The 20,012-nt window shown below is 60.2% G+C and carries 15 protein-coding genes and 1 pseudogene; 11 read left to right on the top strand and 5 right to left on the bottom strand.

From position 1 onward, the window contains the following. Positions 1-25: 25 nt before the first annotated feature. Positions 26-1,030 carry a LacI family DNA-binding transcriptional regulator gene (locus tag ACZ9BX_RS31905; RefSeq protein ID WP_476222255.1) on the bottom strand — a complete coding sequence of 335 codons (1,005 nt, stop codon included), beginning with the start codon at positions 1,028-1,030 and terminating at the stop codon, positions 26-28. A 179-nt stretch (positions 1,031-1,209) separates the two neighbouring features. Here ACZ9BX_RS31905 and ACZ9BX_RS31900 point away from each other — a divergent pair, with 179 nt between their 5' ends. The 9 genes and pseudogenes from ACZ9BX_RS31900 (at position 1,210) to ACZ9BX_RS31860 (ending at position 13,908) form a co-directional block, all read left to right on the top strand. Further along, positions 1,210-3,135 carry an ABC transporter substrate-binding protein gene (locus tag ACZ9BX_RS31900; protein ID WP_476222253.1) on the top strand — a complete coding sequence of 642 codons (1,926 nt, stop codon included), beginning with the start codon at positions 1,210-1,212 and terminating at the stop codon, positions 3,133-3,135. An 83-nt stretch (positions 3,136-3,218) separates the two neighbouring features. Continuing rightward, on the top strand, positions 3,219-5,327 hold the full coding sequence (locus ACZ9BX_RS31895; RefSeq protein WP_476222252.1) for a family 10 glycosylhydrolase: 2,109 nt from the start codon (positions 3,219-3,221) through the stop codon (positions 5,325-5,327). Between the two features lie 108 nt (positions 5,328-5,435). After that, a pseudogene (locus tag ACZ9BX_RS31890) lies at positions 5,436-6,423 on the top strand (ABC transporter permease). A 10-nt stretch (positions 6,424-6,433) separates the two neighbouring features. Further along, positions 6,434-7,624 (top strand): ABC transporter permease, encoded by a 1,191-nt coding sequence (locus ACZ9BX_RS31885; RefSeq protein WP_087001382.1) that lies wholly within the window; start codon positions 6,434-6,436, stop codon positions 7,622-7,624. Positions 7,625-7,634: 10 nt separating this feature from the next. Then, positions 7,635-9,341: an ABC transporter ATP-binding protein gene (locus ACZ9BX_RS31880; RefSeq protein WP_476222250.1), complete on the top strand. Its 1,707-nt coding sequence runs from the start codon at positions 7,635-7,637 to the stop codon at positions 9,339-9,341. Positions 9,342-9,352: 11 nt separating this feature from the next. Beyond that, positions 9,353-10,132 carry a 2-oxo-tetronate isomerase gene (gene otnI, locus ACZ9BX_RS31875; RefSeq protein WP_476222248.1) on the top strand — a complete coding sequence of 260 codons (780 nt, stop codon included), beginning with the start codon at positions 9,353-9,355 and terminating at the stop codon, positions 10,130-10,132. Positions 10,133-10,153: 21 nt separating this feature from the next. Then, entirely contained in the window at positions 10,154-11,029 is an 876-nt protein-coding gene (locus ACZ9BX_RS31870) for a 2-hydroxy-3-oxopropionate reductase (RefSeq protein WP_476222246.1), read from the top strand. Positions 11,030-11,133: 104 nt separating this feature from the next. Continuing rightward, positions 11,134-13,242, top strand: coding sequence for a beta-galactosidase (locus tag ACZ9BX_RS31865; protein WP_476222245.1), 2,109 nt, complete (start codon positions 11,134-11,136; stop codon positions 13,240-13,242). A 195-nt stretch (positions 13,243-13,437) separates the two neighbouring features. Beyond that, positions 13,438-13,908: a GFA family protein gene (locus ACZ9BX_RS31860; RefSeq protein WP_476222243.1), complete on the top strand. Its 471-nt coding sequence runs from the start codon at positions 13,438-13,440 to the stop codon at positions 13,906-13,908. A gap of 102 nt (positions 13,909-14,010) precedes the next feature. On the opposite strand, the gene ACZ9BX_RS31855 is transcribed toward ACZ9BX_RS31860, so the two are convergent. Further along, the gene (locus tag ACZ9BX_RS31855) at positions 14,011-14,256 is read right to left on the bottom strand and encodes a GNAT family N-acetyltransferase (RefSeq protein WP_476222242.1); all 246 of its coding nucleotides are present in this window, start codon (positions 14,254-14,256) and stop codon (positions 14,011-14,013) included. A gap of 241 nt (positions 14,257-14,497) precedes the next feature. On the opposite strand from ACZ9BX_RS31855, the gene ACZ9BX_RS31850 reads away from it, so the two are divergent. Beyond that, complete coding sequence (locus ACZ9BX_RS31850) at positions 14,498-14,929, top strand: YybH family protein (protein ID WP_476222240.1); 432 nt, start codon at positions 14,498-14,500, stop codon at positions 14,927-14,929. Positions 14,930-15,546: 617 nt separating this feature from the next. Here the strand turns inward: ACZ9BX_RS31850 and kdgD are convergent. From kdgD to ACZ9BX_RS31835, 3 genes are all read right to left on the bottom strand, one after another. Further along, positions 15,547-16,470, bottom strand: coding sequence for a 5-dehydro-4-deoxyglucarate dehydratase (gene kdgD / locus ACZ9BX_RS31845; RefSeq protein WP_476222238.1), 924 nt, complete (start codon positions 16,468-16,470; stop codon positions 15,547-15,549). Positions 16,471-16,516: 46 nt separating this feature from the next. Beyond that, positions 16,517-17,497: a mannonate dehydratase gene (locus ACZ9BX_RS31840; RefSeq protein ID WP_476222236.1), complete on the bottom strand. Its 981-nt coding sequence runs from the start codon at positions 17,495-17,497 to the stop codon at positions 16,517-16,519. Between the two features lie 71 nt (positions 17,498-17,568). Further along, positions 17,569-18,270 (bottom strand): FadR/GntR family transcriptional regulator, encoded by a 702-nt coding sequence (locus ACZ9BX_RS31835; RefSeq protein WP_476222234.1) that lies wholly within the window; start codon positions 18,268-18,270, stop codon positions 17,569-17,571. A 140-nt stretch (positions 18,271-18,410) separates the two neighbouring features. Between ACZ9BX_RS31835 and ACZ9BX_RS31830 the strand changes: the two genes are divergently transcribed. Beyond that, positions 18,411-20,006, top strand: coding sequence for an ABC transporter substrate-binding protein (locus ACZ9BX_RS31830; protein WP_476222232.1), 1,596 nt, complete (start codon positions 18,411-18,413; stop codon positions 20,004-20,006). Positions 20,007-20,012 lie beyond the last annotated feature (6 nt).

Here is a 20,012-nt window from a genome sequence, read left to right as displayed (position 1 = left end):
GAGGGCGCGGCTTCCTGCTGCCGGATCAAGCAGGAATCGAGGTCTTGCAGCGCACAGCCGACCGCCGCTCGATGATACGGGATGCGACATGGATACGGCGTGCAGGGGCACCCGGCAGCGGTGGATTTTCAATGCGTTCCAGCAGAAGCCGCAATCCGACCGCACCGCATTCCTGCCCTTCCATGCGCACGGTCGTCAACGGCGGCGAAATCTGCGTGGCGGGTGAATAGTCGCCAAAGCCCACGACAGAAATATCATCTGGAATGCGGTAACCCTGTCCAAGCAGCTCGGAGACAACCGTCAGCGCCAATCCGTCATGGGCGCAGAAAAAGGCCGTTGGGTTAATCCCCTTCTTCTGTAGCGAGCAGAAGGCATCTCCGAAACCGCTGCGCTCATCGAACTGCATAACGCCCAGTGTGACGTCGGAATAAAGTTCGGCGACTTCCCGTGCACCGTAGAAGCGCTCCCGGCGGCCTCTGAGTCCCGGCATGCCTTCGACATAGGCAATCGAGCGATGCCCCAGATCGATGAGATACTGGACCACGGCCTGGCCTGCCTCATGATCGGTTCCCGTCACCTGGTCGGCCTCTTCCAGCGGATCGACCCAGCCAAACCTCACGATCGGCGCTCCCGTTGCCGTTATCGCGGCAATGGCCTCGCGGTCATGGGGGCCGACAAGCAGCAGACCTGCGCAGGAGCGGGCGAGTTCTTCAAGCTGGCTGGGATTGTGGGTCCAGCGGAAACGCAGCCCCATTCCCAGGCGATGCGCTTCCCCTTGCACGCCATTCTGGATCTGCATGTAAAGCTCGCTGTTCAACGGATCGGCGTCGTGGAACACGACGGCGATATCGTTGGATGCAGCCAGGCCCACCGGCTTGATATAGCCCAGGCGCTCGGCGGTCTCGCGGATCAGCGCCCGCGTGGTTTCGCTGACGCCGCTCTTTCCGGCGAGCGAGCGCGACACGGCGTATTTCGACAGGCCGACCTCGCGCGCGATCGTCTGCAATGTTACCCGGCCCCTGCTTCCCATCCATCTCGTCTTTCAATCGCCATTCAATCTGCCGCTTGGCTATCGTGCGCATAACGACATCGATTTTCGCAATAACAGAACATAACGCTTTACCTAACAATATCCAAATGTATTCTTCCTTTATCCAGGCCCAAAACAAAAAATAACGCTAAGGGCATGGATTCTTGGAGGAGAGACCTATGATCAAGCTGAAACGTCGTGCGTTTCTGGCCGGGACCTCGGCCGTTCTCATTTTGCCGGCACTGCCGGCTTTCGCCGCCGACTTCAAGGAAGCGGATATTCTCAAGGACAAGGTTTCGAGCGGCGCCATCCCGCCCCTTAAGGATCGGCTGCCGGAAAATCCGCTGGTCATCAAGCCGGTCGAAAGCGTCGGCACATATGGGGGTGACTGGAACATGGCGCTGGTCGGGGGCGGATCGCTGTCGATGCTTTTCCGTTATCAGGCCTATGAACCCCTGCTGCGTTATACCCCCGATTGGTCGGGGGTGACGCCGAATGTCGCTGAAACGTTTGAAGTCGATGCGGAATCAAAGGTTTATACGGTTCGCCTGCGCAAAGGCATGAAATGGTCGGACGGTCATCCCTACACGACGGCAGACATCAAATTCTGGTATGATACGGTCTTCAGCGACAAACGCGTCGCCTTCGTCGGCCAGGATCATTGGAAATCGGGCGGCAAGCCGGCGACGCTCGATATTGTCGATGAGCAGACGTTCAAGGTGACTTTCGAAAAGCCGAACGGTTTGTTCCCGTTGCAGGTTGCCTGGGCCAATGCCGACCAGACGACGCGTTGCCCGAAGCACTATCTCGAGCAGTTCCATATCGACTACAATCCCAAGGCCGACGAGCTTGCCAGGCAGCGTGGTTTTGAAAGCTGGATAGCCTCCTTCCAGGCTGCCGCCGGCTTCCAGGACGATAATGCCTTTTTTCTGAACTCCTCGAAGAAGCCCTGCCTGCATGCATGGATGTTCACCATCGCGCCCGGCGAAAACACCGAACGCGCCGTCGCCGAGCGCAATCCCTATTATTGGAAGGTCGATACAGAGGGTAACCAACTGCCCTACATGGATCGGATCGTCTACCAGATGGTTGCCGACCCGCAGGTTCTGCTCTTGAAAGCCATGCAGGGCGAAGTCGACCTGATGGACCAGTATATCGCAACGCCGAACAACAAATCGGTCCTCTACGATGCGCGCGCTCAGGGCGATTACGACTTCTATACGCTGACGTCGACCGAAGCCAATGTGATGAACTTCATCTTCAATCTGAACCACAACGACGAGACGAAGCGGAAGCTCTTTCGAAACAAGGAATTCCGGGCGGCACTTTCAACGGCGCTCGATCGCCAGTCGCTGATCGATGCCGTGCTTGTCGGGCAGGGCGCACCGGCGCAACCGTCGATCAAGAAGGAAGATCCGCTCTATAACGAGCAGCTTGCCACGCAGTTCACGGCCTATGACGTCGACAAGGCGAATGCCATGCTCGATCAGATCGTGCCGAAGCGCGATGATCAGAATTTCCGCCTGGACGAAGAGGGACGGCGTCTGACGATCATCTTCGAGATCGATCAGGCACGTGCCGTCTTCCTCGATCTCTTCCAATTGGTCATTCCGATGTTCCAGGCGGTGGGCATAGACGCGCAGATGCGCACCATGGACCGTTCGCTCTGGGAAACGCGCGTCCGCCAGGGCCGCGATTTCGATGCGACCGCCCACCAGTTCGGCGCAAACGGCGGCGTCGCGGCCATGCTCGACCCGCGCTACTACGTGCCTACGGATGCAAACGCCATGTATGCTCCGGCCTGGCAACTCTGGTACCGCGATCGGGGCAATGCCAATGCCGAAGAACCACCGGTAGAAACGAAAAGCCAGCTTGAGCTGTACGACAAGCTCAAAGCGACCTCCGACCCCGCCGGCCAGCGCGAGGTCATGAAGCAGATCCTGCAAGGGGCTGCCGACAACTTTTATGTTTTCGGCATTTCGTTGCCGCCCGACGGCTACGGCATCGTCAAGAACAGCATGAAGAACATCACCAGGACCATGCCGAACTCCTTCGGCTGGCCGACACCCGCTCCGACCATGCCGGAGCAGTTCTACAAGGTCTGACGGCCTGAACGAGATACAACTTCGCGCGCCGGCCATGCGGTCGGCGCCGAAGCCTCCCTTTGCCGAATGATTGGACAAAGACGATGCTCGACGCCAAAAGACAGAACACCGACACGCTGCGGACGCCGGACTGGTTTACGACAGCAACCCGCTGGACCCAGCTTACCTTCGTGGAGGACGATCCGGAGAAATACGACCCTGCCTTCTGGATCGATGTCTTCAGGCGCACGAAATCCAACGCCGTCTGCCTCAGCGCCGGCGGCTACGTCGCTTATTATCCGAGCGAAGTGCCTTATCACTATGTCAGCAAGTATCTGGGCGACAAGGATATCTTCGGCGCGCTTGTCGAGGCCGCCCGCAAGCTTGACATGCATGTGATGGCCCGCGTCGATCCGCATGCGATTCATGAGGATGCGGCCAAAGCCCATCCCGAATGGGTGATGGTCAATGCCGACGGCACGCCGCGGCGCCACTGGGCCTATCCCGATGTCTGGGTGACGAATGCCTATGGCGCCTACAATACCGTCTTCATGCCGGAGGTCGTCAAGGAGATCGTCCGCAAATATGATATCGACGCCGTCTTCGCCAACCGGTGGCAAGGCCACGGCATCGACTACAGCGAAGACAGCGCCCGCCGCTTCAAGGATATGTTCGGCCATGCTCTGCCGAAGAAGCCGGATGCCGAAGATCCCGCCTGGCAGGCATGGGTGCAGTGGCGCCGCCGGGTACTGACCGACATGATCGTTCAATGGGACGAAGCCGTGAAGGCGATCCGGCCGCATGCAAGCTTCATCCCCAATATGGGCGGCGGCTCGCTGATGGAGTTTGACCTCTCGGTCATCGCCAAGCACTGCCCCTTCCTCGTCGTCGATCACCAAGGCCGCAAGGGACTGGAACTCGGCTGGTCAGCCGGACGCAACGGCAAGCGCATCCGCGCCACCTTTCAGGATCGTCCCGTGGTGCTCATCACCTCGATCGGCCCGGAAGAGGAATATCGCTGGAAGGATGCGGTGACGTCCGGCGAGGAGATGCAGCTCTGGATCAACGACGGCACGGCACATGGTCTTTATGCCTGGTTCACCAAATTCAACGGCGTTGTGCCGGACAAGCGCTGGGTCGAACCGGTTGCCGACGCTTTCGCCCTGCAGGCCGCTGTCGAGCCGGTGCTCGAAAGCATGAGCCCGGTGGCCGAAGTCGCGGTCATCGATCCCTCGACGACGCTGCGCCACTGGGCGCCGGAAGAAAGGCATGCCGCTGAAAAGCACGATCTCGGCGTCTATCATGCCCTCGTTGAAGCGCGTCTGCCCTTCGAGCTGCTCTCGGATCAGGTCCTGAGCGAGCAAAATCTCGACCGCTTCAAGCTGATCATTCTCGCCAACGCGGCCTGCCTGTCGGATGCGCAATGCGGCGCCGTCCGTGCCTATGTCGGCCGCGGCGGCAGCGTAATTGCGGCTTACGAAACCTCGTTGCGCGACGAATTCGGCCGCAGGCGTGACGAATTCGGCCTTTCGGACGTCTTCGGCGCGAAATTCGTCTCCGGCCCGCGCGGCATCGTCAAGAACACCTATGTCGCGCTCGCCGGCGACCATCCGCTCAATGCGGGCTTTGGCGGCGCCGAACGTATCATGGGCGGCACACGGCTGATCGACGTCGAGCCGACTGGCGATGCGAAGACCCCCTTTCTCTATGTTCCGGATTTTCCCGATCTGCCGATGGAGGAAGTCTATCCGCGCAAAGCGCCGGAAGGCGCCGCCGTCATCGCTCGCGAAACCGGCAAGGGCGGCCGTTCGGTTTACTTTCCCTGGAATGTCGGCGAAATTTTCTGGGAGGTTTTCGCCGTCGACCACGCCCGGCTTCTCGCCAATGCCGTTCGCTGGGCGCTTGGCAAGACGCCGCGTGTTACCGTCGCCGGTCCCGGGGTCGTCGATCTGGCGCTGCGCGAAAATGCCGACGGTATCGCGCTCAGCCTTTTCAACCTCACCAACCCGATGATGATGAAAGGTCCGATACGCGAAAATTACCCTCTGGCGGGTCAGACCATCTCGGTGGAGATTCCTGAAGGAAAATCTGTGGCGAAGGCCTGGCTCGTGGTGGCCGACCGTGCCGCGAGCTTCAGCATCAAGGATGGCCGCGCTGAGGTGGAGGTGCCGGGCATCGAGCGGCTTGAGGTCGTGCATATCACCTGGAACTGAGGTGACAGACTGAAACCGGAGGAGTGCTTTCGGCCTGGTGGGGCCGAACGCGGACGGAGGTCCGAAGGAAGCGCCTGACCGGCGCTCTCAACGGGAGGAGAACATCCGATGCTTGGCTATATTTTCAAGCGCCTGCTCTACATGATCCCGACCTTGTTCGGCATGTCGCTGATCTCGTTCCTGATCATCCAGCTGCCGCCGGGCGACTATCTGACGTCGATGATCGCCACCATGAGCGACAGCGGTCAGACGGTGGGATCCGGCCCAGATCGAACGGCTGAAGGAGATCTACGGCTTCGACGATCCCTTCTATATCCAGTATCTGAAGTGGATATGGGGCATCCTCAGCCGGGGCGACTTCGGTCATTCCTTCGAATGGAACCAGCCCGTCTCGGGCCTCATCTGGGCGCGCATGGGCTCGACGCTGGTCATCTCGCTGCTGAGCCTGCTTTTCGTCTGGATCGTTGCGCTGCCGATCGGCATCTATTCGGCCGTGCGCCGTCAGTCGCTCGCTGACCACGTCTTCACCTTCTTCGGCTTCATCGGCCTTGCGGTGCCGAACTTCATCCTGGCGCTGACGCTGATGTATGTCTCCTACAAATATCTCGGTCAGAGCGTCGGCGGCCTGAACTCTCCGCAATATACCGGAGCGCCGTGGAGCCTCGCGAAGATTGGCGATTTCCTGGCGCATCTCTGGATACCGATCATCATCATCGGCGCGTCGGGAACGGCGGCGCTGATCCGCATCCTGCGCGCCAATCTGACGGACGAGTTGCACAAGCCCTATGTCATCACCGCCCGCGCCAAGGGTCTGCCGGAATACAAGGTCATCCTCAAATACCCGGTGCGCATCGCGCTCAATCCCTTCGTCTCGGCGATCGGCTGGGTGCTGCCGCATCTGGTCTCCGGCGTGACAATCACCGCGATCGTCCTCAACCTGCCGACCGCTGGGCCACTGCTCTTCAGGGCTCTCATCTCGCAGGACATGTATCTCGCCGGCAGCTTCATTCTGCTGTTGAGTGCGCTGACGCTCGTCGGCATGCTGCTGTCTGACCTCCTTCTTGCGCTGCTCGACCCGCGCATCCGGTTCAATTGAGGAGGCCGACATGAGCGTTCGCGAGACATTGGGAAAGCATTCCGAACCGTCGCTGATCACTGTCGATGGACCGTCGATCAGCCCGCTGAAAGAGGGCAGGGCGATCTCGACGGCTGCGGTCGGGCCATGGCGGCTGGTGGCCGGCAAGCTGGTCCGCCAGAAAGTGGCGATGGCAGCCGGCGCCATCATCCTCCTGCTCTATCTGGTCGGCCTCTTTGCCGAATTCCTGGCGCCGGCTCTGCCGATGACCTCGCGCCCGCAGTACACTTACGCCCCGCCGCAGGGCCTCAGCCTCTTCGTGACGAAACCGGACGGCAGTTCCGAGTTCAATTTCCATGTGAAGGGCTACAAGGTCGAGATCGACAAGGTGGCCCTGCGCCGCACCTTCGTCGTCGATGATACCAAGGTCGTGCCGGTCGGCTTCTTCGTTAAGGGTCCGCTCTACAGGCTCTGGGGCCTAATTCCGACGGAGCGTCATCTGATCGGCCCGATCAACCGGAGCGATCCGATGTATCTGCTCGGCGCCGACCGGCTCGGCCGTGACGTATTCTCGCGGCTGATCTATGGCACGCGCGTTTCCATGTCGATCGGCCTCGTCGGCGTCGCCATGTCGCTGATCCTGGGTGTCGTGCTCGGCTCCATTTCCGGCTTCTACGGCGGCTGGGTCGATACGATCATCCAGCGCATCATAGAGGTGGTCAGCGCAATGCCGACCATTCCGCTCTGGCTGGGCCTGGCAGCGGCGATCCCGCTGACATGGTCGCCGGTCAACGTCTATTTCGTCATCACCATCATCGTCTCGCTGCTCGGCTGGACAAGTCTCGCCCGCGAGGTGCGGGGACGGTTCCTGGCACTGCGCAGCGAGGATTTCGTCACCGCCGCAAGGCTAGATGGCTCAAGCGAGACGCGGCTGATCTTCCGCCACATCCTGCCGTCGCTGACGAGCCACATCCTGGCCGTCGTGACACTCGCCGTGCCGACGATGATCGTCGCCGAGACCTCGCTTTCCTTCCTCGGCATCGGATTGAAACCGCCGGTGGTGAGCTGGGGCGTGCTGCTGCAGGACGCTCAGAATATTCGCACGGTCGCGACGGCTCCATGGCTGCTGATCTGGCCGTCGCTCGCAGTGGTCATTGCCGTGCTTTCCTTCAACTTCTTCGGCGACGGCCTTCGCGATGCCGCCGACCCCTACGACAATTAAGGAGGAAACGATGGCCGATCTTCCCGAAGATGTCGTCCTCTCCGTCGAGAACCTCTCGATCGACTTCAAGCTCAGGACACATATCCTGCACGCTGTCCAAAATGTCAGTTTCCAGTTGAAGCGCGGCCAGACGCTCTGCCTCGTCGGCGAGAGCGGCTCGGGCAAAAGCGTAACCGCCCGCTCGCTGCTGCAGATCGTTGACAGGCCTGGCCGCATCGCCGACGGGGAGATCCTGCTGCGCAATGGCGGCGAGGTCACCGATATCGCGACGCTTTTCCCCGGCAGCAGGCCGATGCGCGCGATCCGGGGGCGGCGCATCGGCTTGGTATTCCAGGAACCGATGAGCTCGCTTTCACCGGTACACACGATCGGCTCGCAGATCATCGAGGCCATTCGCGTCCACAGCGACCTCGACAAATCCACCGCGCGGGCCAGAATGATCGATCTGCTGCGCCAGGTCGAAATTCCAAATCCGGACCAGATGGCCGATCGATACACCTTCGAATTCTCCGGCGGCATGCGCCAGCGCGCCCTGATCGCCATGGCGCTCGCCGGAAATCCGGACATCCTGATTGCCGACGAGCCGACGACGGCGCTCGATGTCACGACGCAAGCCGAAATCCTCGATCTCATCAAGCGCCTGCAGGTCAGCCGTGGAATGGCGATGCTGCTGATCACCCATGACATGGGCATTGTCGCCGAGGTGGCCGACGAGGTTGCCGTGATGCGCTTCGGCCGCATCGTCGAACGGGGTCCGGTCGATGCGATTTATCATGCCGCCGAACATCCCTATACGCGTGAGCTCCTTGCCTCGACGGTCAAGCTCACGCACCACGTCGAAGGCAAAGTGCCGGCCGTTGCGCTGTCTGCGGCGCCGCAACCGATCCTTTCTGTCCGCAATCTCAGCAAGATCTACGGCTGGCACGGCAAGGCGAACGCGCTGCGTGCCGTCGACGACGCCAATTTCGATCTCTATCCCGGTGAAAATCTCGGCATCGTCGGCGAGAGCGGCTCCGGCAAGACGACGCTCGGCCGTCTCATCCTGCGCACCGTCGAGCCGACCGGCGGCAGCATAACCTATCGCGGCAAGGACGGCGGCGCGATCGACGTCACCACGCTCACGACGCGCGCGCTTCGCAGCTTCCACCGCGAAGTCCGTCTCATCTTCCAGGATCCCTTCGCCTCGCTCAATCCGCGCATGACCGTCAAGGAGGTGATCGGTGACCCGCTGGTCGTCAACGGCCTTGCCAAGGGCAGGGCGCTGGAGGATCGCGTGGCCGAATTGATGCGCATGGTCGGCCTCGACCCGATCGGCATGGAACGGTATCCGCACGCCTTTTCGGGCGGTCAGCGGCAGCGTATCGGCATCGCCCGGGCGCTTGCCCTTGATCCGCGTATCATCATTGCCGATGAAGCCACCTCGGCGCTCGATGTCTCGATCCGCAGCCAGATCCTCGACCTTTTGCTCGACATTCGCCAGCGGCTGAACCTGAGCTTCATCTTCATCTCGCACGACATTTCCGTGGTGCGCTACTTCTGCGACCGCGTCGCCGTCATGCATCGCGGCAGGATCGTCGAGCTCGGCGAGGCCGAGCAGATCTGCACCGCGCCGCAGGAGGCTTATACCAAAAGCCTCATCTCCGCCGTTCCCAATCCCGATCCGCGCAACAAGCGCATGCTTCATCGGCATCGCTTCGTCGCACCCGCCAATGCCTGAGGATAAACGCAGTGCCGAAATTCTCCGCCAATCTCTCGTTCCTCTATCAGGATTTGCCCTTCCTCGACCGCTTCGCCGCAGCGGCCAGGGATGGCTTCGGAGCGCTCGAATATCTCGGTCCCTATGCCGAGCCGAAGGAAAAGGTCGCAGATGCTTTGAAGGCAAGCGGCCTGAAACAGGCGCTCTTCAACGTGCCGTCTGGCGACTGGGCCGGCGCCGAGCGCGGCATCGCCTGCCTGCCGGACCGCGTGGAGGAGTTCCGCGCCGGCATCTCGCTCGCTCTTGATTATGCCAAGGTGCTCGATTGCAGACAGGTCAATGTCATCTCCGGCCTGGTGCCGGAAGGTGCCGATCTCGAAATGCTGGAAAAAGTGCTTGTCGGCAATCTCAAATACGCTGCGGCGCGCTGTGCCGAGGCCGGCATCAAGCTCTTGATCGAGCCGATCAACCTGCGCGACATTCCGGGCTTCTTCCTGTCGAGCACGGCACATGCCGAGCGCATCCTCGAAAAAGCCGACTCGGACAATCTCTACATCCAGTATGATTTCTACCACATGCAGATCATGCAGGGAGACCTGATCCCGACCTTCATCCGGCTCAAGGAGAAGATCGCCCATGTGCAGATCGCCGACAATCCGGGCCGGGGCGAGCCCGGCACGGGCGAGATCAACTATGGTTTTACTCTCTCCGAACTCGACCGCGTGGGTTACGATGGCTGGGTGGGCTGCGAGTATAGGCCGAAGGCCGGCACCCGCGCGGGCCTCGGCTGGATGAAGCCTTATCTGACGTGAGCAAGCGGAAGTGAGAAGACCATGAACATCGGATTTATCGGACTGGGCGTCATGGGGCGTCCGATGGCGGAACACCTGATCGATGCCGGCCACACATTGCATCTGAGCCGTGTCAGGGAAGCCTCGCAGCATCTCGTCGCCAAAGGTGGCATCGCAGCGCCAAACGCCAGGGCGGTCGCAGAAGTCGCCGACATCGTAATCCTGATGCTGCCGGACACACCGGACGTCGAAGCCGTCCTCTTTAGCGAAAATGGTGTCGCTTCAGGGCTTTCGACCGGAAAGCTCGTCATTGACATGAGCTCGATCTCGCCGGTTGCCACCAAGGCCTTTGCCGCGCGCATCGGGGCTCTGGGCTGCGACTATCTGGACGCACCGGTCTCCGGCGGCGAGGTTGGCGCCAAGGCCGCCTCGCTGACGATCATGGTCGGCGGCAAGCAGGAGGCTTTCGAGCGCGCACGGCCACTGCTTGCGACGATGGGCAAGACCATCACACTGGTTGGCGGGGTGGGCGACGGGCAGACGGCGAAGGTCGCCAACCAGATCATCGTCGGGCTGACGATCGAGGCGGTTGGCGAAGCGCTGCTTTTTGCCAAGAGAGCTGGCGCCGATCCGGCCAGGGTGCGTGCTGCGCTGATGGGAGGCTTTGCCTCCTCGCGAATCCTTGAGGTGCATGGCGAGCGCATGGTCAACGAGACTTTTGAGCCCGGCTTTCGGATCCGCCTACATCGCAAGGACCTGACGCTCGCGATCGACGCCGCCCGCGCGCTTGATCTCGCGCTGCCGAACACGGCAGCGACGCAACAGCTGATGAATGCCGCGGTCGCCAATGGCGACGGCGAGCGCGACCATTCCGCCCTTATCCGCACGCTCGAACTTCTCGCCGGAGGGCCGCGCTAGAAGAAAGCTCTCAAAACACCGGACAGACCCTTCGATTGCCCGCGAACCGGAACTTCCTCCGGACGGCGAAGCCTTGCCCGGACTCGATTGAAAAGGACAGGACAATGCTCAGAAACGATATTCAATTTCCTTATGGCGCCGTCTATTTCCGCAAGTCCAACCCGCCGAATGAGGACTGGGAGCGTGACTACGCGACCGCCGGCGAAGACGGGCTCAACATTTTCCGCCATTGGTTCATGTGGGGCGCGATCGAAGTCGCTCCGGGCGTCTATGATTGGGACGACTATGACCGTCAGCTCGATCTCGCCGCGAAGAACGGCATCAAGACGGTGATCGCCGAGCTGATCCACGCGGTACCGGACTGGGCGCTTCGCAAGTTCAGCCACGCGCTGCAGGTCGCTGCCGATGGCACGAAGCTTGGCTCCTATATGGGCGTCTCTTCTGCAACGGGTGGCTTCTCCAACAATGGCGGCGGCGCCGGCGCGCTGACGCTCAACTGCCCCGAGGTGAAGGAGGCGGCCGGCCAATTCCTGACCGCACTCGCCACCCGCTACAAGGATCACCCGGCGATCTACGGCTACGACGTCTGGAACGAATGCAATTATTCCGCCGATGTCGACTACAGCAGTTATGCCAAGGCAGCGTTCCGCGAGTGGCTGGAAAAGAAATACGGCACGCTGAAAGCGCTCGCCAAGGCCTGGCACCGCTACAGCTATGCCGAATGGCAGGATATCGAGCCGCCCGTGCATATGGCGCCCTATCCGGAATGCATCGACTGGCTGCAGTTCAAGCGGGACAATTTCTACGGCCAGATGCAGTGGCGCATCGACACGATCCGCGCCATCGACCGGAAGAACGTCATTGCTGCCCATGGCATTTCCGGCGCCATTCCGAACATGGCGGCAAACGGTTGCGATGACTGGTTGGCTGCTTCCAAGGTCGATATCTATGGCTTCACCTGGATCCAGGCCCGCAAGGGTACAGAGCCATGGAAGACCTGGTATGGCGTCGACATCAACCGTGCCGCCGCCCGCGGCAAACCCTTCTGGCATGCCGAGCGGCAAGGCGGGCCTCTTTGGCTGCAGCCGCAAGTGATAGGCCGTGACAAAGAAGATGGCCGTGTGGCCGAGCCGGACGATATCCGCCTCTGGAGCATGACTTCGCTTGCCGGCGGCGCGCGCGGCGTTCTTAACCTGCGCTGGCGTCCGCTGCTCGACGGTCCGCTCTTCGGCGCCTTCGGCTCCTACGGCATGGACGGCGCGCGCACGCCGCGCTCGGAAATCGCCAGCCAGATGGCAAAATGGGCAAACGATCCGGCCCAGGCAGCACTCTGGGAGGCAAAACCGGTGCGTGGCGAGGTCGGCATACTTGTGGTGCCCGAAACGCAGCAGTTCGACTATCTGCTGAACCACGACCGCAAGGAAAAGCCCTATCCGGAAGCCATGTGGGGTGCCTACCGCGGCTTTTTAGAAAACGGGGTGCAGTCGGACTGGGTTCATATCGACGATATCGGCGACTACGATCTCCTCTACTTCCCTTATCCGATCATGTTCACCGCCGAACAGGCAAGGCATCTCAAAGCCTGGGTGGAAAAGGGCGGCGTCCTGATCGCCGAAGCCTGCCCGGGATATTTCGGCGACCGCGGCCATGTCGGCCAGGTGCAGCCGAACATGGGCCTCGACGAGGTCTTCGGCGCACGGGAGGAGGAAGTCGAGTTCATGCCGGATATCGGCGATCGGATTCGTCTCGAGCTGGAAGGACTGGCCGTCGACGGTGGCGGGCTGCTGCAATCCTATAAGCTTGCCGGCGGCAAGGCGCTCGGCCGTTTTGACGATGGACGCCTGGCGGTCGTCGAAAACAGCTTCGGCAGAGGCCGCACGCTTTTGATCGGCACAAACCCCTCGGTTGCCTATTACCGAACCGAAGGCAAAGCGAACCGTGCCTTCTTCGAAGAGATCATGAAATGGAGCGGCCGGAGCCGGCACGTGACGCTTTCAAACGATGCCGTCTTTGCCCGCATCCACAAAGGCGAAAAAGGCAGCTTTCTCTGGCTCGTCAATCCGACGCGCAGTCCGCAGGCGACGGATGTCGAGCTTGCCGACCGGCTCGGAACGTTGACCAGCGCGCAAGCGTCGTGGCCCGCCGGCTGGAACTATCATGGCGGACAGATCGAAGTCCCCCCGCGCGATGTGCTGATCCTGCCGTTGGGCTAGTGGCTTGATGCCGACATAAGAGTCCTTTGTGGGATTCCCCACGAGTTTGACATAGCCCCCTCCAGGGGCGCGCTTTCTTTGTCCTGAGCAATCTAATACTATGAAGGCTGCCTTGCGGCCTACGGCTTCTCCCCACCCGTTGCAGGCATACCCTGGGTCGGCTAACCTGTGGCTCGGAAGCAAAGGAGGGCGTGTATGCCGCCACCGACCTTCGAAGGAGGCTGTTTCTGCGGAGCAGTGCGCTACCGGCTGAATTCCAGACCGATGTTCGTGCATTGCTGCCATTGCCGCGACTGTCAACGCCAAACTGGCAGCGCCTTCGTCATCAACGCGCTGATCGAGACCGACCGCATTACGCTCTTGTCAGGCGCACCGGAGCCGGTGACGATGGCAACCGACAGCGGCCGCCGGCACGATATCTATCGCTGCCCGTTCTGCAAGGTGGCATTGTGGAGCGATTACGGCGGACGCCGCGCGCTACGTTTTGTACGCGTTACTACACTCGATGAGCCCACCGCAATTGAGCCCGATGTTCACATCTTCACTCGCTCGAAACTGCCCTGGATTCGGCTACCGGACGGCGCCCGCGCCTTCGAGGTCTATTACGACATGAAGGAAGAATGGCCGGCAGAAAGCCTTGAACGGCGGCGCGCCATTCTGGGCTGAACGAGCGCTGAATATCTATGGGTTGGTCATCACAGCGACGAGGTGACAGCCGCTTTCCCTTCTGTGACGGATTGAAATTGCATGATCGACCCCTTGCAGACCTCAGGGCTGACTGAACTCTCTGTCCAGCAGTCTCATGATGATGTCGTCCTGCCAGGTGCCGTTGACGAAGGCTGCTTCGCGCTCGCGCCCTTCCTCCACGAACCCGCACTTGCGATAGCATGCGATGGCGCGTGCATTGCTCGCCAGAACCCGCACGGAGGTGCGATGAAGGCCGCTCCCGAAGGTGTGGCCAGAGCGAACGTGAAGCTTCCCGGCCGTATCCTTTGCCGAGGTATGCGCGGTCATCGATGCCAATAGCGAAGGCCGGCGCCTCTGATGGAAGAGCGGAGAGCCGGTATGGAAGGCACAGAGCGCGGGCTTGCCCCATAGCCGCACGGTGCGATTGACGCCCTTCCGTGAGCGGAGATTCCTGCGCCACCACCGGCATGGTCGGAATAGGCGTTCCTGGCAGAAAAAGATTCGTTCCCTGTCGGATCGGGAGCCGCTGCCGCGTCCTTTGGGTAAACCCACCCCAAAGGAGACGATCATGACCATCGATACCGAAGAAATGGAGATAAAGGCGGTACTTGAAGCCGTCCGCAAAGGCCACCATGACAAGGACGCAGCAGCAATCGGAGCGCAGTACGCCTCGGATGCCGTCATCTTCGATCTGGCACCGCCACTTGCCCACATGGCAGATATTTCGGGTCTCGCCGCCTGGCTCGATACTTGGGAGGGACCGGTCGGCCTGGAGGAGCGCGATTTGACCATCGAAGTCAGCGGCGGCCTCGCTTTTTGCCACGGACTTTCCAAAGTGAGCGCAACAACCAAGATTGACGGTCAACAAGCGCAATGGTGGCAGCGCAAAACGGTCTGCCTCAGGCGGACCGAGGGCGCCTGGAAAATCGTCCACGAGCACGCATCTGTGCCTTTCTACATGGACGGCAGCTATCGGGCCGCTATCGACCTCGAACCCTGACGCGGCGAACGCCAGACTTCCGCCTGTTCGAACACGTGAACGAGAACAGGAATGCTGAGACGCAGATTCGTTCAGGTGCTTGCAATTGCTGGAGCAGCTTTGATGGTCACACGCGCTTCGCTTGATTTGATCAATGTGCCCGTGCGCGTGATCGTGGTCGGCGCAAGCCTGGATTGGTGGCATAAGACCGCGCACGCCGTTGTGGAAGCGCTGCCGAATGGATCATACGAAACTCTGGACAATCAGAGCCGTGACGTTGCCCCGAGATTCTTGCTCCGGTACTGAGCAAATTCTTCGCTGGATGATGTGTCCGGTGGCCGTTTGCAGCGGCTCAGCCAGGGTGCCGCTCCGGCACGCACTCCTGCCCTTGACTTTGGCTGCAGGATGGACCGCTCTCCAGCCTCCTGCGACATTCGGATTTTCTGGTTTCCTGGCAGGGTCGGAACGCCCTTCCACGACCGGGACCGAGGCTTCTGCGCGGACACTAGGTGTCAGATTCTATTCACTATATGCCTGGTTAGCAGACGGCCGCGCGGGTCGAACTATGCCCGCGCGGCCGTTCAAGAAGAGGTGGTTCAGGGCGGTTGGGAGGGGAACCGCCTAGCCCTGCCGCCTCTTCATTCCGCTGCAATTTTCTCGATGTCGTTTGCCTGAACGATACGCTTGAGCAGCGTCAGTTCTTCTGGGCTGAGATCAATGAGCGGCGGGCGGACGGGGCCCGCTTCCCGACCAAGCACCCGAAGGCCGGCTTTGATAATCGAAACTGCGTAACCTCTCTTCCGATTGCGCAGCGCGACAAAGGGAAAGAAGAAGTTTTTCAGGATTTCGTCAATGACAGGCTGATTGCCTGAACGAAGAGCCTGATAGAAACGCTGGGCGAGTGCCGGCACGAAATTGAAGACGGCGGACGAATAGGTGGTGACCCCGGCTGCAAAATAGGCTTGCGCATAGACCTCATGCGTCGGCATGCCGCCGACATAGACAAGACGGTCTTGAAGTTTCGTGGTGATCTCGATCACCTTGTCGACATCGCCCACGCCGTCCTTGAAGCCGATGAGGTTAGGGCATTCATCGCAAATCCTTGCGATGCTATCGGCCGTCAACACCGCGTTGTCACGATTATAAACGATGACGCCGATGCCGACCGATTTGCAGACCGATTTGACATGGTTGACGAGGCCGTCCTGTTCGCTGAACATCAGGTAGGGCGGCAACAGCAATAGACCGTCTGCGCCGGCTTTTTCCGCGGCTTTTGCAATGTCGATCGCAAGCGAGGTACCGTATCCGGTGCCGGAAATGATCGGCGTCTTTCCGGCCGACACTTTTGCGGCCGTCACGACGGCAGGGATTTCCTGCGGATTGAGCGAAAAGAATTCCCCTGTGCCGCCGGCGGCAAAAAGAGCGGCTGCCTCATAGCCGGCCAACCATTCAATGTGCTTGCGGTAGGCGTCCTCGTCGAATTTGAGTTCCTGATCAAAATGCGTGACGGGAAAGGAGAGCAGCCCGTTGCCCACTGCTCTCTTGAGGTCAATTGGATCCATTGTTCATTCCTGTTCGAGTTTCTTGATGAAAAGGATGTGGCCTGGCTTAAATCGACTGGGTCTCAAGCGCTTCGACGAGCGCTGCGATATAGCCGTAGCAGAAGGCGAAAGCGACGCCGGACGGATCCCTGCCGCTGATGGTCGGGACATGGTCGGGCATCAGCATGTATTGGTAGCCGACCTCCTTGTAGATCCGCGCCGAGCGGACCATGTCCATGTCGCCTTCGTCGGGGAAGGTCTCCATGAAGGACAGTTTTCCGCCCCTGATGTTGCGGAAGTGAACGTTGAAGATTTTTCCGCGCGTGCCGAACCAGCGGATAATGTCGTCGATTTCCTCACGCGGGTTCTCAAGCATCTCGCCGATCGATCCTTGGCAGAAGTTCAGTCCGTGATAAGGGCTTTCGCGCATGGTCACGAACTTCTTCAGGCCCTCGACCGTTCCAAGGACGCGGGTGACGCCTCGATAGCCGGGCGGCGTGTAAGGATCGTGCGGATGGCAGGCAAGCCGCACGCGGTTGCTTTCGGCAACCGGCACCACACGCTCGAGGAAATAGTCGATCCTCTCCCAGTTTTCCTCCTCGGAAAGCTCGCCTGCGAGGCCCGGCCTCGCCGCTTGATCGGCCTTCTCCCAGCGAAAGGCCTCGTTCATCGAGCCGCCGCGGCCAGGCTCCATTGGCGTGCGCGGAATGCCGATCAGATTGAGATTGTATTTCGCCGACGGGATTCCGGCAGCCGCCATATCCTCGATGAGCTTGCAGACGGCATCGATCTGGCGATCCCGGTTCGGCCCGGCGAGAAGAATGTCGGGGTAAGACGCGTTCTCGATCGGCCGCGAGGGGAGGGGCAGCTGGACCATATCGAGAATCAATCCGAAGCTTTCGACCTTGTCGCGGTGGCGCTTAAGGTCATCAAGCGTCCAACTCGAGGGCGATCCAGCCGGGTCGGCGCAGATGTGCTTCAGTCCGAGCTGTGCGAAAACGCGGAAATCGTCGTCATCGCGAACCGCGACCTGAGTTCCAGCATACATGTTTTGAAAACCTCTCCTGAATTCAGCAATGTCATATGACATAATATGAATTTTGGAGAGTGTCGAGGGTCTTATTGCTGTTCGGCCAACATGCGGTAGCGCCGCTGGCTCCCTAGCAGGTGCGCTCGCATCGCCTGCCGCGCCCGCTCAGGCTCCTGATCTGCAATAGCATCGAGGATCTCGACGTGCTCCGCATGGACCTTGTTCAGATAGGCGCGATCATTGGCCTCGGGCAGCGTCGGGAACTGCCCTCTGGGGATGGCGCGAGGGCCGAAATGCCGCAAAACGTCGACATAGAAGCGGTTATTGGTTGCGGCCGCAATTGCCATATGAAACTCATAGTCCGCTTCGACCGTGGGAGCGCCATCTTCGATCATCTGCGCCATTTTGCGGTTGGCCGCGCGGATCGCAGCCTCCTGTTCGGCCGTTCTTCTATAGGCGGCAATGGCTGCCGCCTCACCTTCGGTAGCCATGCGAAACTCAAGCAATTCAAGGGTTTCTGGGATACTCTTAACTTCAACTGGCGTTAAGGAAAATGCCTTTTGTGCATGCGGATTGCTGACGAACACGCCCTTTCCCTGGATCGGCCGGACATAGCCGGCCGAGCGAAGATCGGCGATGGCTTCGCGTACAACGGTGCGGCTTACGCCGAAAGTCCTCTCCAGTTGCGGCTCGGTGGGCAACTGATCGCCCTCTTTGAGCTTTCCCGTTTCGATCTGATCGCGCATTTGATCGATCAACTGCTGCGCAAGTCTCTCCCGGCTCCGTCGCATTCTGTTGTTCCAACCCCTCACAGTGTCCGTCGCAAATGCCCATAGGCGGCTCTTGCCAACCCGCGGGAAGTTCTATAAATCATAATACGACATACCGATGACATAATATGTCTTCTATAGTAAACCAGGGAGGAATTGAAATGAAGCATTTTCGTAAGGGGCTCTTCGTTGGAGCCGCCATTAGCGTTCTGGCGCTGACTGCTTCTGCCGCCGTCGCTGAAACGCCGAAGGACCAGCTCGTCATCGGCACGTCGCTTGCCCAGGTGCTGTCGCTTGATCCGCAGCAGGCGACGGAAGGCAAGGCCAATGAAATCATGTGCAACCTCTACGACCGACTGGTCTTGGCGACGCCGGAGGGAAAGATCGCTCCGCAACTGGCGGAGAGCTGGGCGATCGATGACAAAGGGATCACGTTCAAGCTCCGGGAGGCGGCGTTTGCCTCCGGTAATCCGGTGACGTCCAAGGATGTGGTTTTTTCGCTGACGCGTCTCCTCAAGATGAACCAGGCGGCTGCGGCCAACCTGAAGCGGGTCGGCTACAATGCCGACAATGTCGAAAAGCTGGTGACGGCGCCCGATGAACATACCGTGCGAATTGATCTTTCGGGCGAGGTTACGCCGGAATTGCTTCTTTATCGCCTCGCCATGGTGACCACGAGCATTGTCGACAGCGTCGAGGTTGAGAAGCACGTCAAGGATAACGACTATGGCAACGCGTGGCTGCGCACGAACTCTGCCGGTTCGGGGCCGTTTACGCTCAATCGCTGGACGCCCAACGAGATCGTCATCCTGGACGTCAACAAGGATTATGTCGGCGGCGAGCCGAAGATGCGGCGCGTCGTTGTCCGACATGTTCCCGAAAGCCAGGTCGAGCGCCTGATGCTGGAGCGCGGCGACATCGATATTGCAAGCGCATTGAGTGCATCTGACCTTGCGACCTTCCAGAACAAGCAGGGATTCAAGATCCAGCGCGTACCGACCGGCGGGTTCTATGTGCTGTCCATGAATGCCGGTAACCAATATCTGGCAAATCCGAAAGTCCGCGAGGCGATTGCCTACGGTATCGACTATGCCGGCATCGAAAAGACGATCATGGGACCTTACGGCAGAGTGCGTACGGTGCCGGTGCCGGAGAATTACGAGTACGCGATTCCAAGCCCTGACTGGCATCTCGATATCGAAAAGGCCAAGTCGCTGCTGGCGGAGGCCGGGTTCAAGGATGGCTTTTCGCTGAGCCTGAAGACGATCGCACAGACGCCGCGTATCGATCTTGCAACGGCCATCCAAGCCTCGTTTGCGCAGATCGGCATCAAGGTCAATATCCAGCAGGGTAACGGATCTGAGATCATCGCGGCCCATCGTGCCCGCGATTTCGACCTCTTGATCCCGCAAACGGGCGCCTACATGCCGAACGTACTTGGCTCCATGGAGCAGTTCTCCAGCAACCCGGACAATTCGAAGGAGGCGAACAACGCCGGCAACTTCGTCTGGCGCTCGGCCTGGGATATCCCGGAGCTGACGAAGCTGACCGCAAAGGCCTCGCTTGAGCCGGACGCCAAGAAGCGCGGCGAGCTCTATGTCGAGATGCAGAAGATGTTTGTCGACCTCAAGCCGGCGGTGCTGCCGCTCTTCGAGCGCTATGAGCCGATTGTTCAAAACGCGCGCGTCCAGAACTACATCGGCCACCCGAACATGACGACACGTCTCGAAGGTGTGACCAAGGCCGAAACCGAGTAACCGAGC

The sequence above is a fragment of the Rhizobium sp. USDA 3886 genome (assembly GCF_056279785.1).
The sequence above is the reverse complement of the archived record's forward strand: the minus strand, read 5'-3'. Positions and strand labels throughout refer to the sequence as shown.

What these genes read in the sequence shown, in the direction of transcription:
- ACZ9BX_RS31905 (WP_476222255.1), bottom strand. Translation starts at nt 1,030, where the DNA reads ATGGGAAGCAGGGGCCGGGTAACATTGCAGACGATCGCGCGCGAGGTC.
- ACZ9BX_RS31900 (WP_476222253.1), top strand. Translation starts at nt 1,210, where the DNA reads ATGATCAAGCTGAAACGTCGTGCGTTTCTGGCCGGGACCTCGGCCGTT.
- ACZ9BX_RS31895 (WP_476222252.1), top strand. Translation starts at nt 3,219, where the DNA reads ATGCTCGACGCCAAAAGACAGAACACCGACACGCTGCGGACGCCGGAC.
- ACZ9BX_RS31885 (WP_087001382.1), top strand. Translation starts at nt 6,434, where the DNA reads ATGAGCGTTCGCGAGACATTGGGAAAGCATTCCGAACCGTCGCTGATC.
- ACZ9BX_RS31880 (WP_476222250.1), top strand. Translation starts at nt 7,635, where the DNA reads ATGGCCGATCTTCCCGAAGATGTCGTCCTCTCCGTCGAGAACCTCTCG.
- ACZ9BX_RS31870 (WP_476222246.1), top strand. Translation starts at nt 10,154, where the DNA reads ATGAACATCGGATTTATCGGACTGGGCGTCATGGGGCGTCCGATGGCG.
- ACZ9BX_RS31865 (WP_476222245.1), top strand. Translation starts at nt 11,134, where the DNA reads ATGCTCAGAAACGATATTCAATTTCCTTATGGCGCCGTCTATTTCCGC.
- ACZ9BX_RS31860 (WP_476222243.1), top strand. Translation starts at nt 13,438, where the DNA reads ATGCCGCCACCGACCTTCGAAGGAGGCTGTTTCTGCGGAGCAGTGCGC.
- ACZ9BX_RS31855 (WP_476222242.1), bottom strand. Translation starts at nt 14,256, where the DNA reads ATGACCGCGCATACCTCGGCAAAGGATACGGCCGGGAAGCTTCACGTT.
- ACZ9BX_RS31850 (WP_476222240.1), top strand. Translation starts at nt 14,498, where the DNA reads ATGACCATCGATACCGAAGAAATGGAGATAAAGGCGGTACTTGAAGCC.
- kdgD (WP_476222238.1), bottom strand. Translation starts at nt 16,470, where the DNA reads ATGGATCCAATTGACCTCAAGAGAGCAGTGGGCAACGGGCTGCTCTCC.
- ACZ9BX_RS31840 (WP_476222236.1), bottom strand. Translation starts at nt 17,497, where the DNA reads ATGTATGCTGGAACTCAGGTCGCGGTTCGCGATGACGACGATTTCCGC.
- ACZ9BX_RS31835 (WP_476222234.1), bottom strand. Translation starts at nt 18,270, where the DNA reads ATGCGACGGAGCCGGGAGAGACTTGCGCAGCAGTTGATCGATCAAATG.
- ACZ9BX_RS31830 (WP_476222232.1), top strand. Translation starts at nt 18,411, where the DNA reads ATGAAGCATTTTCGTAAGGGGCTCTTCGTTGGAGCCGCCATTAGCGTT.